The sequence below is a fragment of the Nitrospirota bacterium genome, assembly GCA_016207905.1.
In the GTDB taxonomy this organism is placed as follows: Bacteria; Nitrospirota; Thermodesulfovibrionia; order Thermodesulfovibrionales; family JdFR-86; genus JACQZC01.
Map to the genome: position 1 here is coordinate 1 of JACQZC010000021.1, position 14,074 is coordinate 14,074.

General features: G+C 43.3%; 16 protein-coding genes. 12 read left to right on the forward strand and 4 right to left on the reverse strand.

Features of this window, described 5'->3' with window-relative positions; translation table 11 throughout:
- Positions 1 to 148: hypothetical protein (locus tag HY805_02740; GenBank protein ID MBI4823133.1), on the reverse strand; the 148-nt coding region annotated here is incomplete at its 3' end.
- A gap of 231 nt (positions 149 to 379) precedes the next feature.
- On the opposite strand from HY805_02740, the gene galE reads away from it, so the two are divergent.
- From galE to rnc, 11 genes are all read left to right on the forward strand, one after another.
- Positions 380 to 1,366 (forward strand): UDP-glucose 4-epimerase GalE, encoded by a 987-nt coding sequence (gene galE, locus HY805_02745; protein ID MBI4823134.1) that lies wholly within the window; start codon positions 380 to 382, stop codon positions 1,364 to 1,366.
- A 71-nt stretch (positions 1,367 to 1,437) separates the two neighbouring features.
- On the forward strand, positions 1,438 to 2,013 hold the full coding sequence (locus tag HY805_02750; protein ID MBI4823135.1) for a 2-oxoacid:acceptor oxidoreductase family protein: 576 nt from the start codon (positions 1,438 to 1,440) through the stop codon (positions 2,011 to 2,013).
- Complete coding sequence (locus HY805_02755) at positions 2,010 to 2,297, forward strand: 4Fe-4S binding protein (GenBank protein ID MBI4823136.1); 288 nt, start codon at positions 2,010 to 2,012, stop codon at positions 2,295 to 2,297. Before HY805_02750 ends, HY805_02755 begins: the two co-directional genes overlap by 4 nt.
- On the forward strand, positions 2,297 to 3,475 hold the full coding sequence (gene porA, locus HY805_02760; GenBank protein MBI4823137.1) for a pyruvate ferredoxin oxidoreductase: 1,179 nt from the start codon (positions 2,297 to 2,299) through the stop codon (positions 3,473 to 3,475). The genes HY805_02755 and porA overlap by 1 nt, the downstream gene beginning before the upstream one ends.
- A 4-nt stretch (positions 3,476 to 3,479) precedes the next feature.
- Entirely contained in the window at positions 3,480 to 4,421 is a 942-nt protein-coding gene (locus HY805_02765; GenBank protein ID MBI4823138.1) for a pyruvate ferredoxin oxidoreductase, read from the forward strand.
- Positions 4,418 to 4,912, forward strand: a complete 495-nt coding sequence (locus tag HY805_02770) for a roadblock/LC7 domain-containing protein (GenBank protein MBI4823139.1) — start codon at positions 4,418 to 4,420, stop codon at positions 4,910 to 4,912. The genes HY805_02765 and HY805_02770 overlap by 4 nt, the downstream gene beginning before the upstream one ends.
- An 11-nt stretch (positions 4,913 to 4,923) precedes the next feature.
- Positions 4,924 to 5,511, forward strand: a complete 588-nt coding sequence (locus HY805_02775; protein MBI4823140.1) for a GTPase domain-containing protein — start codon at positions 4,924 to 4,926, stop codon at positions 5,509 to 5,511.
- Between the two features lie 957 nt (positions 5,512 to 6,468).
- On the forward strand, positions 6,469 to 7,203 hold the full coding sequence (gene fabG / locus HY805_02780; GenBank protein ID MBI4823141.1) for a 3-oxoacyl-[acyl-carrier-protein] reductase: 735 nt from the start codon (positions 6,469 to 6,471) through the stop codon (positions 7,201 to 7,203).
- A 60-nt stretch (positions 7,204 to 7,263) separates the two neighbouring features.
- A complete protein-coding gene (gene acpP / locus HY805_02785; GenBank protein MBI4823142.1) occupies positions 7,264 to 7,494 on the forward strand; it encodes an acyl carrier protein in 231 nt (76 codons plus the stop codon).
- Positions 7,494 to 8,738: a beta-ketoacyl-ACP synthase II gene (gene fabF / locus HY805_02790; GenBank protein ID MBI4823143.1), complete on the forward strand. Its 1,245-nt coding sequence runs from the start codon at positions 7,494 to 7,496 to the stop codon at positions 8,736 to 8,738. Before acpP ends, fabF begins: the two co-directional genes overlap by 1 nt.
- Positions 8,738 to 9,427: a ribonuclease III gene (rnc, locus tag HY805_02795; protein ID MBI4823144.1), complete on the forward strand. Its 690-nt coding sequence runs from the start codon at positions 8,738 to 8,740 to the stop codon at positions 9,425 to 9,427. The genes fabF and rnc overlap by 1 nt, the downstream gene beginning before the upstream one ends.
- 7 nt (positions 9,428 to 9,434) lie before the next feature.
- Here rnc and HY805_02800 read toward each other — a convergent pair whose 3' ends face one another.
- The 3 genes from HY805_02800 to HY805_02810 all read right to left on the reverse strand — a co-directional run bounded on the left by HY805_02800 (position 9,435) and on the right by HY805_02810 (position 12,796).
- Positions 9,435 to 11,276 (reverse strand): phosphotransferase, encoded by a 1,842-nt coding sequence (locus HY805_02800; protein MBI4823145.1) that lies wholly within the window; start codon positions 11,274 to 11,276, stop codon positions 9,435 to 9,437.
- A complete protein-coding gene (locus tag HY805_02805) occupies positions 11,269 to 12,444 on the reverse strand; it encodes a DUF1343 domain-containing protein (GenBank protein ID MBI4823146.1) in 1,176 nt (391 codons plus the stop codon). The genes HY805_02800 and HY805_02805 overlap by 8 nt, the downstream gene beginning before the upstream one ends.
- Before the next feature lie 139 nt (positions 12,445 to 12,583).
- The gene (locus tag HY805_02810; protein ID MBI4823147.1) at positions 12,584 to 12,796 is read right to left on the reverse strand and encodes a hypothetical protein; all 213 of its coding nucleotides are present in this window, start codon (positions 12,794 to 12,796) and stop codon (positions 12,584 to 12,586) included.
- Positions 12,797 to 12,955: 159 nt separating this feature from the next.
- Here HY805_02810 and HY805_02815 point away from each other — a divergent pair, with 159 nt between their 5' ends.
- The gene (locus HY805_02815) at positions 12,956 to 13,711 is read left to right on the forward strand and encodes a hypothetical protein (protein MBI4823148.1); all 756 of its coding nucleotides are present in this window, start codon (positions 12,956 to 12,958) and stop codon (positions 13,709 to 13,711) included.
- Positions 13,712 to 14,074 lie beyond the last annotated feature (363 nt).

Here is a 14,074-nt window from a genome sequence, read left to right on the forward strand (position 1 = left end):
CTGTGTGCCCAAATCCTGCAGCTATAGTAGATTCGCCCAAATCAATAAGACATTCATTGGCAGAAAAGGCTGAAGAAGCAAACAAAAATAGCAGGAAAACTGCATAGGTTAATACTCCAATACTTTTTCCCATTACCCTCTTTGACATATTACCCCTCCTTAGACTTTAATTAGTTATCCACTGAATAGTTACAAGCATTTAAGCATATCCCCCTGCGATTTTCAACCTTTATTTTGTTTATGCATTGATAAGTTTTATAAATAGCTTTCTGAGGAGGAGTGTATAACGGGGTTTCTTATTCCAGAAAAAATCTATCTCTATTTCAGACTGTATCATTCTTAGTGAAACGGTTCGATAAGTTAGGTTATAATCTCTTTTGTGATACTCATAACAGGTGGTGCAGGATATATAGGCAGTCATGTAAATAAACTGCTTTCTCTTAAAGGATACGAGACCCTTGTTCTGGACAACCTGATTTATGGGCATAAGGAATTCGCAAAGTGGGGCACATTTCTAAACGGAGACCTTAAGGATGTCGAAGGGCTGAGAGAGTTATTCGAGAGCTATCCCATAAAGGCAGTCATGCATTTTGCAGGATTTACCTATGTCGAAGAATCCGTTAAAGACCCAGAGAGGTATTACATCAATAATGTGAGTAATACATTAAACCTCCTTCAGGCGATGCTTGAGTTTAATGTAAAATATTTTATATTCTCGTCCTCATCCGCAGTCTATGGAAATCCAATAGAAATCCCCATATCCGAAGGGCATCCCCTGAATCCGATGAATCCTTATGGCAAAAGCAAGCTGATGGTAGAGAATATTTTAAAGGACTATAGCGGAGCATATGGCTTAATGTACGCCTCATTAAGGTATTTTAATGCAGGTGGTGCAGACCCCGAAGGAGACATAGGGGAGTGGCATGAGCCAGAGACCCATCTGATACCGCTTGTCTTAGATGCTGCAATGGGTGTAAGGGAGGATATAAGGATATTCGGAACCGATTACAATACCCCGGATGGAACATGCGTAAGGGATTATATTCATGTAGTAGACCTTGCACAGGCACATCGGATTTCACTTGAATATCTGTTAAAGGAAGGGCAAAGCAGGATATTTAATTTGGGCAATGGGAATGGCTTTTCGGTAAAACAGGTGATTGAAGAGGCAAGAAGGATAACAGGCAGGGATATAAAGGCAGTGGAAAATGCAAGGAGAGCAGGCGACCCACCTGTCTTGATTGCAGACCCTAAGAGAGCTATGAAGGTGCTTGGCTGGAAGCCAGAGTATAATGATTTAACGACAATCCTTGAGACTGCATGGAAATGGCATAAGGGATTACGTGGGGAAAAAGAATTTCATTGATTTTGGCTTTAGTGGCAATTCTGCTTGAAAAATAAAAATTAATTCGCTACAATATAATATTTAACAAAACAATGTCAGACCTCATTGAGATAAGGTGGCACGGTAGGGGCGGACAGGGCACTGTAACAGCCGCAAAGGTGCTGGCTGATGCATGCCTTTCCGGAGGCAGGTATGTTCAGGCATTTCCAGAATATGGACCTGAAAGGGCTGGAGCACCACTTAGGGCTTACAATAGAATAAGCTCAAAGGAATTGAGGATGCACTGCCCTGTGCTTGAACCACAGGTCGTAAGCGTTGTCGACTCAACACTCCTCGATGCAATCAATGTCTCGGAAGGCGCAAAAGAAGATGCAATATTTATCGTAAACACCTCAAAAAGCCCGTTGGAGACAAAGGCAAAGCTTAATGCCAAAGGGACGCAGAAGGTTTTTGTAGTCGATGCAACAAAGATAGCTATGGAGTGTATTGGAAGGTCTCTGCCAAACTCTCCGATGTTAGGAGCACTCACAAAGGTTACAAACATAGTAAGCCTCGAGCAGATGCTTGAGGATGTAAGAAAGAGCTTTGGCAAGAAGTTCTCCCAGAAGATAATAGACGGCAACCTCGATGCAGTAAAAAGAGGTTATTCAGAGGTAAAAGGGCAATGAAGAAATGGCATGAGCTTATAGCCGGTGCAGTAGTCCTTGAGGCAGGCAATGCAGTAAAGTTCAAGACAGGCTCATGGAGGGCATTTAAGCCAAGATGGCTCGAGGAAAACTGCATACAGTGCCTTTTCTGCTGGCTTTACTGCCCTGACATGTCTATAAAGGTAAAAGACGGGAAGATGATTGGTTTTGATTATGATTACTGTAAGGGCTGTGGAGTATGTGCCCTTGAGTGTCCGGGAAAGAAAGGCAATAAGGCGATTGTAATGGAAGAGGAAGGCAGATAATGCCAAAGGTAGTTGCAGTCACAGGCAATGAGGCAGTTGCAAATGCCCTGAGACAGGCAAACCCGGATGTCTGTGCCGCATACCCAATAACCCCTCAGACGGATATGATGCAGAGATTTGCCTCATTCGTCGCAAATGGGCAGGTGGACACCGAGGTGATACTCGTTGAAAGCGAGCACAGCTCTATGTCAGCCTGTATCGGTGCCTCTGCAGGAGGAGGAAGGGTTATAACAGCCACATCCTCTCAGGGACTTGCCTTAATGTGGGAGATGCTTTTTATAGCCTCTGGAACTAACCTTCCGATAATCATGCCTGTTGTAAACAGGGCACTTTCAGCACCATTGAACATACATGGAGACCACTCCGATGCAATGGGTGCAAGGGATTCGGGCTGGATTCAGCTATGGTCTGAAAACGCACAGGAGGCATATGACAACACCATTCAGGCATTTAGAATCGGAGAGCATAAAGACATAAGACTGCCTGTTATGGTCAACCTCGATGGCTTTATCATAAGCCATTCCATAGAGCGCATAGAATACCTCGATGACGATAAGGTCAAGGGTTTTATTGGCGAATTTAAGGCAGTCAATCCTTTACTTGACATAGAGAACCCAAAAAGCTATGGGCCCCTCATACTTCCCGACCTCTATATGGAATATAAGAGGCTACAGCATGAAGTTATGGGAAGGGTTAAGAAAGTTGTCTTAGATGTGGCAGAAGACTTTGAAAAGCTGAGCGGAAGAAGATACAGGCTCTTTGATGCCTACAGGCTCGACGATGCTGAGATTGCCCTCGTAATATTAGGCTCTGCGGCAGGCACATCAAAGGATGTTGTTGACAGCCTTAGAGACAAAGACATAAAGGCAGGGCTTCTCAAGCCGAGACTATTCAGGCCATTCCCTTATGAGGAGACTGCCTTGGCACTTAAGCACCTGAAGGCAATTGCGGTCATGGACAGGGCTGATTCATTCGGAGCCTATGGACCTTGCTTTACGGAGATTAGCTCTGCCCTTTATCCAAACGACAAAAGACCTGTGCTTATCAATAAGATATACGGTCTTGGAGGCAGGGACTTTCTTCCAGGGCATGCAGAAGAGACCCTTAGGGAGCTTTATGAGATTGCAAAAGGAGCCCCTATAAAAACCATAAAGGAATACATAGGTGTGAGGCAATAAAAACATGGCAGGTGAGCTTAAGCTAAAGGAGCTTTCGAAGAAACAAGACCTCTTTACGCATGGCCATAGGATGTGTGCGGGGTGTGGTGCACCTACTTTGGTGAAGATGGTTTTGCTTGCCACAGAGTACCCGATTATTGCTTCCAATGCAACTGGCTGTCTTGAGGTCTCGTCCTGTATCTCGGAATACACTGCATGGAAGATACCATGGATACACAGTGCATTTGAGAATGCGGCTGCAACAATCTCAGGCGTGGAGACGATGTATAGGGCACTTAAAAAGAAGGGAAAGATTCAGAGGGATATAAAGTTCATAGCATTTGGTGGAGATGGCGGCACATATGACATAGGGCTTCAGAGCCTTTCGGGTGCAATGGAGCGCGGGCACGACATGCTTTATATCTGCTATGATAACGGTGCATACATGAACACAGGGATTCAACGCTCTTCTGCTACACCTCGTGGTGCAGACACAACGACAAGCCCAGTAGGCTCTGTAATACCGGGAAAGACCCAAAGGAGAAAAGACCTTACACGAATAATGGCCAGCCACAACATCCCATATGCGGCTCAGGCATCCCCAAGCCACTGGCTTGACCTTATGAAAAAGGTAAGAAAGGCACTCGATGCAAATGGCCCTACATTCATGAACATCATTTCGCCCTGTAACAGGGGATGGCGCTCAAAAACAGACGATTCCATTGCCTTAAGCAGACTGGCTGTGGAGACATGTTACTGGCCTCTTTATGAAATAGAAAACGGAGTTACGAAAGTAACCTTTAAGCCAAAGGAGAAAAAACCTCTCGTTGAGTTCCTGAGACCGCAAGGAAGGTTCAAGCACCTCTTTGCTCCTGAAAACGAGGCATTATTGAAACAGTTAGAGGCTGATGTGGATACCGAATGGCAAAGACTTCTTAAGGAGTCGGTAGATAAGGAGAAGAAATGACGAGCTTTGACCTTGTAATGTATGAAAGCGAGTTTAAGCGCATTGACGAGGAACTTCAGAAGCTCCATGTGCAGTCAAATGCGAGGGTCGTTTTCCTTGTGGATAAAAACGGCCAGCTTATAGCATCCGCAGGAGAGTCCCATACGATAGACACAACCTCATTGGCATCCCTTACAGCAGGCAACATTGCGGCAACAGGCGGAATTGCAAGGCTCCTTGGAGAAAGAGAGTTTACGATACTGTTTCACGAGGGCGAAAAGGACAACATCCACATATCCCTTGTAGGGCAGAGGGTTATTCTGGTTGTGATATTCGACCACAGGTCCTCTATAGGACTTGTGAGGCTCAGGGTCAAGAAATCCTCCGAGAACTTAGCAAGGATATTCGATGAGATTGCCGAGAAGGCAGAAAAGGAAAAAACAGAAGGAAGGCTTGCAGAGTCTCCGTTTGCGGAGATTAGCGACGAAGATATAGATAATCTTTTCAAGTAGGTGTGAGATAAGTGTCTTTTATAAACTATTCCTCTCGTGAGATAAACTGTAAGATAGTCTATTACGGTCCGGGTCTTTGCGGAAAGACCACGAACCTTCAATTCATTTACAAGAAAACAAACCCTGAGCAGAAGGGAAAACTCATATCCTTAGCCACCGAGACAGAAAGGACGCTGTTCTTTGACTTTCTTCCACTTTCACTTGGCGATATAAAGGGCTTTAGAATCAGGTTTCACCTTTACACAGTGCCCGGACAGGTCTTCTATGCGGCAAGCCGAAAGCTCATCCTAAAGGGAGTTGACGGGGTCGTCTTTGTAGCAGACAGCCAGGTTGAAAGGCTCGAGGCAAATATGGAGAGCTTAGATGACCTCAAGATAAACCTTGCAGAGCAGGGCTATGAGCTTGCAAAACTTCCATTCACCATGCAATACAACAAAAGGGACCTTCCAAATGTCACTCCAATAGAGACACTGCATAATGCGATTAACCCAAACGGCATCACATCTTACGAGGCTGTAGCAACTACAGGCATTGGGGTCTTTGAGACCCTGAAGGATGTGGCAAAACAGGTCCTCATGGAACTCAAGAAGAATTACTGAAAAATAAAGGTAACCTCGTTGCCCGAACGAGCGGGACTTGTGAGATTATCTTAGGCAGAGTCTTCTTTTGTCAAGGGATTTCTATTAGTAGGGCTCGTTCCCTGAACGAGCCGTTTTGTTACAGACAACATTTTCGGTCTGTTCGGGGAACAGACCCTACAACTCTTAAAGCCGTCTGCTCATAGAGCGGGCTGATGAGGGCATCAGCCCCTACAGGGGAACAGTCCCTACAATTTGAGACTGCTGAAAATATATGATGGCAGAAGTAAATGTCATGCTGAACTTGTTTCAGCATCTATAAAAATCAATAACTTACGAGACCCTGAAACGAGTTCAGGGTGACATAAAGGGACTTTTTCAGGGGTCTCAATTTGATATTATACACCCCTGCCCCTCTTAATAGAGGGGAATGACGAGATAGAGATAGAGATAGAGAGGCAAAGACAGAATGAGATTCTGAAATAAATTCAGAATGACGCCCATCTAATCCCCTCCCCTTGATGGGAGGGGTTAGGGGAGGGTGAACAGAAAAGTCCAATGACCCCTCACCCCAGCCCTCTCCCGCAAGGGGAGGGGGTGAAAGAGGGGGATTTAGAAAAGGTGGAAATGGACATAGTGAAACATTTCATGTGAAATACTTCATGTGAAACATTTCATATTGACTGCTTCCATTTTTTACTGGTATAGTGCGACATATGAGCAAAAAGATCTCAAAAGAAAAAAGGCTGAGGTTCAAGGATTTTACGCAATTCTCATGGATAAGGCAATTTGAACAAAATGAAAAAGATTGAACGCTCTAACGATAAAAATGAAGATAATTCAAGCACTTAGGGAATTCAACTTGAACCTATAAAAAAAGGAGATGGCAACGATTTTTTTGAAAAGAGCCACTGGAAATATTAAAGAATTGTCTGTTATACTTTACACTCTACTTTTTTGGTATAAAAAAGAGCTGATATGAATTTAAATGAACAAGTTGCCATAGTTACAGGAGGCAAAAGAGGCATTGGAAAGGCAATTGCCCTCCTGCTTGCACAAAGGGGTGCAAACATAGCCCTTTTCGATGTTCAAGAAGCAGAAGATACAGTTCAAGAAATCAAAGGACTTGGCGTAAAGGCAATCAGCCTTGATGTCGATGTCTCAAGCCCAGAGGATGTTGCCAGTGCATTTAGCAATGTTATAAAGGAATTCGGAAGAATAGACATGCTCATAAACAATGCAGGCATAACAAGAGACAACCTCATTATAAGGATGAAGGAGGAGGACTGGGACTCTGTAATTAGCATAAACCTGAAAGGAGTTTTCCTTTGCTCAAAAGAGGCAATTAAGGTCATGTCAAAGGCAAGATACGGAAGGATTGTCAACATCTCATCTGTGGTTGCATTTATTGGGAATCCCGGACAGGCAAATTACTCTGCCTCAAAGGCAGGCATAATAGGGCTTACAAAGACGATAGCAAAGGAATATGCCTCAAGAGGTATAACTGCAAATGCGGTTGCCCCTGGCTTTATAACCACTCCTATGACAGATGCCCTTTCGGATGCTGTCAAACAGGAGATGCTTAAGGCAATTCCCGGAGGAAGATTCGGCTCTCCAGAGGAGGTAGCACATGCAGTCGGATTCCTCGTATCCCCTGAGGCAGGCTATATAACAGGTCAGGTAATTCATGTAAACGGAGGCATGTTTATGTAAGGTGTTAGGAATCCCGTTGAGGGTTTTTAATTTATTTAAATAAAAAATGGGAGGTATAAGATGGTTGAAGAAAAGGTCAAGGAGATTATAGCCAAACAGCTTGGCGTCAATTCCTCGGAGGTTATACCAGAGGCATCCTTTGTCGAGGACCTTGGCGCTGATTCCTTAGACACGGTGGAGCTGGTAATGGCATTCGAGGAGGCATTCAATGTGGAGATTCCAGATGAGGATGCCGAAAAAATAGTAAAAGTAAAAGACGCTATAGCCTATATAAAGAACAAGCAGAAGTAATGGTAAAAAGAAGGGTCGTTGTAACAGGCATAGGACTCATATCTCCGCTTGGCATTGGAACCCAAGAGACTTGGGATGCACTTCTTGAAGGGAAATCCGGCATCGGAAAGATAACCCATTTCGATACATCGTTATTTGCCTGTCAGATAGCAGGCGAGGTAAAGGGCTTTAGTCCGGAGGACTTTATCGAGGCAAAAGAAATAAAGAAGATGGACAGGTTTATACACTTTGCAGTAGCAGGAGGAGACATGGCAGTCCGTGACTCTGCTCTTAAGATAACTGAGGACAATGCCGAAAGGGTCGGTGTTATAGTGGGCTCTGGAATAGGCGGGCTTTCGACAATCGAGCACTACCATAGCGTGTTGTTAGAGAAGGGTCCAAGAAGAATCTCTCCATTTTTTATTCCTATGCTGATAATCAATCTTGCCTCGGGTCAGCTCTCCATAAGGAGCGGAGCAAAAGGTCCAAACTCATCTGCAGTCACTGCATGTGCCAGTGGAAGTCATTCGATAGGAGATGCATTCAGGCTCATACAGATGGGGTATGCAGATGCCATGATAGCAGGTGGTGCAGAGGCTGTTATAACACCTCTGGCAATAGGTGGATTTAGTGCCATGAAGGCACTTTCAACAAGAAACCATGAGCCTGAGAGAGCATCCCGACCTTTTGACAAAGACAGGGACGGCTTTGTAATGGGCGAAGGTGCAGGCATAGTCGTGCTTGAAGAGCTTGAGATGGCACAGAGAAGGGGCGCAAGAATCTATGGGGAACTTATAGGCTATGGCATGACCTCTGATGCATACCATATTACATCTCCATCTCCAGACGGAGGTGGAGCAGTAAGATGTATGGCAGAAACCCTCGCTGATGCAGGCATTCCTTCAGATGCAGTGGATTATATTAATGCCCACGGAACAGCCACAAAACAAGGTGATGAGCTTGAGACAATGGCTATTAAAAGGGTCTTTGGAGAGCATGCCTACAGGCTTAAGATTAGCTCTACGAAGTCCATGACAGGGCATCTGCTTGGAGCCTCAGGAGGTGTTGAGGCAGGCATAACACTCCTTAGCATCTATCACGGTATAGTCCCTCCTACCATAAACCTCGATAACCCGGATTCGGAATGCGACTTAGACTATGTTCCACATAATGCCCGAAAAATGACTGTCGATTGCGCAATATCCAACTCATTTGGATTTGGCGGAACGAATGCATGTCTTTTGTTTAGAAAGTTCAAAGAGTAATGTCTGGTGATATATCAGAATTAGAAAAAAGCATAGGCTATAGCTTCAAGAACAAAGCTATTCTCATAGAGGCACTTACCCACAAATCCTATCACCACGAAAACCCAGAAAAGGCAATCTCTCACAACGAAAGGCTTGAGTTTCTCGGAGACTCGGTTTTGGGGCTTGCTGTGGTGCATTACCTTTATAATCTGCCTTCGCTCTGCACAGAGTCGGTAATGTCAAAGCTGAAGTCTCATGCTGTCAAGGCAGGGGTGCTTTTTGAGATAGCACAAGGAATATCCTTAGGAAACTATCTAAGGGTTGGCAGAGGCGAAGAGGCAACAGGTGGAAGATATAAAAAATCCCTTATATCAAATGCCCTCGAGGCAGTCATTGGGGCTATTTATGCAGACGGAGGCATCGAGCAGGCCCAAAAGGCAGTGTTTAGGCTATTCAGGGAAAAAGTAGATAGTCTTATCGAATCAGGAGATTTTTACGACTACAAGACAGAGCTTCAGGAGCTAACGCAGATGAAACTCAATTCCCTGCCTGAATACAGGATTGTTAAAGAAGAGGGCGAGGCGCATAAAAAGGTCTTCACAGTAGAGGTCTGGCTTAACAGGAAGTGCTATGGCAAAGGATTTGGCAAAAGCAAGAAAGAGGCAGAGGCAATTTCAGCTAAACAGGCACTTGAGACATTAAGATAAAAGCTCCTCAGGAATCCTCTATCTGCATAACCAATCTATATAGCTCTGGATATTCATCTTTTATAAATGTGACATCTTCCTTTAAAAGCCTCAACCCCTCTGGCACATGCTTAAGGAAATACCGCTTTCCCTTTGCCATGGATAGAAACCCGTATGCACCCAATGCCTGCATGTGCCTCTGAAGCCTACAGTATAAAAGCCCATGCCTGAAATCCATCTCATTAAAGCCTTCTGCCTTTTTATTCATTCCCATGATGTAATAATCGAGTAGTCTATGCCTCATATCGTCTTTAAGTCTGTGATATGGGTCCCAGAGGATTGATGCCACATCATAGCCTGCTGGTCCAAGCCTTGCACCCTGATAATCAATCACACGGGGGATCATATCTTTAAGCATGATGTTTTGGGACTGAAAATCCCTGTGTATTAGCCTTTTTGGCAAAGAATCCACTTTCAGGGCAAGCCTGTGAAACTCTTCATTAAGAGATGGAGACCTTTCCTCGATGCCTTTTATCCCTACAACGAATCTCTCGATAAAATATCCTGTCTCCCATCTTAGGTGCTCATAATCAAAGACCCTTTCTTTAAGCACTAAACATTCGGAGATGTCTTTGCTACTTATAGAATGAATCTCCATAAGCACATCCATGACCTTTAGGTATATTTTTTCTATGTCTTCATCTCCTCTGGGGCATCTGAGCCAGCTATATAAAGACATATCACCGAGGTCCTCAAAAAGGCAATTATCATCACCAGCTTTAAAGAGCACAGGCACAGGGATAGAGTGTTTACGGAAAAAACTACTTAACCCGATATGCCTGATAAAATCCGGGTCATCGGCACTACACCTCATGAGAACTGCCGATTTTCCGTTCCTTTTAACCCTGTAGTAACATCTCTCAGAGCCACCTATGCCGATTAGTATGGGTTCTTCGGATATGCCAAAAATCTCAGAGTCCTTTAATCCGATTTTAAGGTTAGAGCTTAAAATAGAGTTTTCATACTGCCCTGAATTTATAGTGCTCTCTGGAAGTATAATGCAATTTCTGAGTGTGACACCTTTTTTAACTATTGCGCCACTTTCTATTACGACATATCCATCCATAGTTATGTCTTTACAGCCCTTTGAGCTGTGATGTATATAGACTGTTTCCCCTTCTGTCCTTAAGGCATTGAATACTGCCCCTGAATAAGAAGACGGAGTCCCGATGTCCTTCCAGTAAGAGCCTCTTATATCGAATGTGCCGATTGGCAGACCAGCTTTTATAGCAGAAAGCCATGCATCTACCACACCTGAAGCACCATGTGGGATGAACCTTAAAAACTCAGGGGAATAAACAGAGATACCTGTAAATGTCACCTTTCTCGTTAAGCCTGAAACATCTCCAATACCCTTTAAAAATCCCTCCCTGTCTATGCCAACATTGTTGAATTCAGGGCAATCGCAAACAGCGAGAGTTGCGAGGAAACCTTTACTCAGATGGTATTCAATCAGTGCCAATAGGTCAACCTCAGACATTATGTCTGAGTTGTGAACCAAGAATGTGCCTTGTTTAAGAAATTCCTCTGCATTCTTAAGCGCTCCACCTGTGCCCAAGACAGGCTCCTCGGGAAAGGCTATGACCTTGTCTTTAAAGGGAGAGCTATTTATCCATCTAAAGATAGCCTCTTTCTTATGGTAGAGATTTATCCCTATCATTCCCACAGGCACACTGAGGAGCTTTTCTATGATGAGATGGACAATGGGTTTTCCTAATATTGGAAGGAGTGGCTTTGGGATGCGATTTGTAATGGGCATCAGTCTTTCTCCGATGCCAGCACACAGGATAAATGCCCTTATCTCATTCATAAAGCAGAAATCTTTTTCTTATCTTTCTATGGAATTGAAGGCACTCCTCCTGCCAGTCTTTTTCCATGAGTAGGAGGTCTTTACTGCTTTCTATATCGGGTCTTAGCCTGTCTTGACCTGCAAGTATATCTATTGGGAGCAAGCGTTTTTCGTACTCATATGGAGGCTTTCTCCATCTAAAATCCTTTGGATAGAGGTCATGAACTGCCTTGATGATTGAAACAGCTGTTTTAAATGGCTTAAATCTATTTCTTTCAGTTACATGAATCTGACAGCCTCCGCAGAGCTTACCCCGATATTTCTGAAATGTAGGCTGAAAATAAAGAGGTCTGAATCTAACCCCCTCGAGCCTGAATGCCTGAAGCCCTCTTATAAGTTCATAAGGCTCTATAAATGGTGCACCGAAGATTTCAAATGGCTTCGTTGTGCCCCTTCCTTCTGAAAGATTAGTTGCCTCAAGAAGGCACATCCCGGGATAAACAGTTGCAGTGTCCAATGTCGGCATATTAGGAGAAGGCATGACCCATGGAAGACCAGTGTTATCAAACCACATGTTTCTCTTCCAGCCCTTCATCCTGATAACATAAAGCTTGAGCGATGGATAAAACCTGTCCTTAAAATAAAGGGCAAGCTCACCTATGGTCATCCCATGGCGTGCTGGAAGTGGGTGTAATCCAACAAAAGAGCCATACTCAGGCTTTAGCATAGTGCCTTCTATATAAAGGCCTCCAATGGGGTTTGGTCTATCAAGCACAACAACGGATTTTTCTTCCTCCATGCATGCCTCCATGCATAAAGCCATTGTCCATATGAATGTGTAATAACGGGAGCCGATGTCCTGAAGGTCTATAACGAGGACATCTATATCTTTAAGCATCTCATGTGTGGGCTTTCTTTTATGTCCATAAAGGCTATATACAGGAAGTCCTGTTTCAGGGTCACGGAAGCCCTTCCACTCAATCATATTATCCTGAGTCTCGCCATAGATTCCATGTTGAGGTCCAAAGAGGGCTTTAAGTTTAACTTTTTTTGAATTCAAGAAAATGTCCACTGCATGCCTTAGCCTACAGTCCACAGATGATGGATTTAGCAGAAGCCCTACGCTTGAGCCTTTTAATGCCTTTGGCAGATGTTTTTCAAATCTATCAAGACCTGTTTTAACCTTCATAAATTGTTTCCATCTCCTTGCTTTAGTTTAATAGGGGGGAGGGGGGGTCTCTTCATAACATATTGATTTTAAATGATTCCTGCTTTAACTTTGCTTTAGTATTAAAGCAAATCAGCCTCCTTATTTCCCCTTTTCATATTCAACCCCTTCTATAAACTATAGTTAGATAATAACACCTCCCAAACCTTTTGTCAAGAAAAAAATGAACTATTGTTTCCATTTTCCCTCTCCCCTTCTGCCTCTTTCCCCCCTCCATCTTCGGATGCTTTAACTTTGCAATAAGCTCCCAGTGGCTTCGGGTGGTCCTTATTGTTTTGTCTAAAGCGGTTTTAACCTCAAAAAGAATTTCCATTGTCTAAAGTTTACCTGATTGCCCTCTATAATCTCAATTGGTTATTGAAAAATTGACTTTTATCCTCTTATCGCTTATGATTTTTGTGAAAATGCAAAAGCAGTATAAAAAATAATGTTGGGCGGATAGGAAATAAATATGAGACAAATATTATTTAAGATGTTACTCCTTTTTTTCGTATCTTTTTTGCTTGTAGGTTCAATCGGATGTGAACGCAGACAAGTAACTCAAGAAGAACTTAACAACGAATTCTATCAGAAAGGGCATAGCGATGGTTTTCAGAAAGGTTACGAAGAAGGTATGAAAGAAGAATACAAACAGATATTCCAAAGAACCTATCCAGGGAGAGAGCCCAGACTTTTGGGGTTTTGGGGCGATGTTCAGCGGGTTCTGGTTTATTTAGGCGCATTTAAAATAATATTTGCTCTGCTTTTTATTATAGGCTATTTACTTGATATTAGTCGTAATGCTTATGAGGGAATCGGAAAGGTATTGATGGGCGGACTAGGCTCAATTATTATCTTTTGGACTGCTAATATATTCGGTTTTTCGGATGAAGTTAGAGGATTTTTGTTGATACCAGCATCAAAAACTATTATGGGTTGGTTAATTTCGGGAATTATTGCAGCAGTCATAACGTATTTATTATTCTTTCTATTTCGCAAATTATTTATGGAACGTCATTATGGACCTCAAATTGAGGCTTGGTGTATTTTTATTTCAAGTGCCTCGCTGACAGTATTGATTCCTGCATTTTTAGCATTTCTTAAAGATACTCCAGATATCAATCGTTATCTTGCATCAGAAATAATTCTCGGAGCCCTTATAGGTGGCATATATTACTTAGCTCGGTTATTTATAATTGAGGCAATTAAACAGCCACCTAACAATCAACTCAAGAAGGACGCGGCATAATCCGCGCCTCTTAGTTGTAGCGTTCAACATCTTCAAAATTCATGACAGGACGCAAAGAACTAAATTATAGTTTCCGCTGAACTGCCCTGTAAATGTCTTAACGGCAGAGATGGGAAGTTCAGGTCTTGTTTCTTGCACTAAAAGATTTCTGAAAAAGGGTCAAGTCTTCATCGGAAAGATGCTTATCGGAAATAAAGAACCCCCTTTTATTCCCTATACACAATGTTCAACATTCACATGGGTTACATTTTAACCTATGGACATGGGTTACACTTTTCTTACTTTGGGTCTGACCTTCCCTTTTCTTAAATCAAGAACTCCAATAGGGTGGAAGCCAAAGCGTATCTCATGGCAAGCCTCATC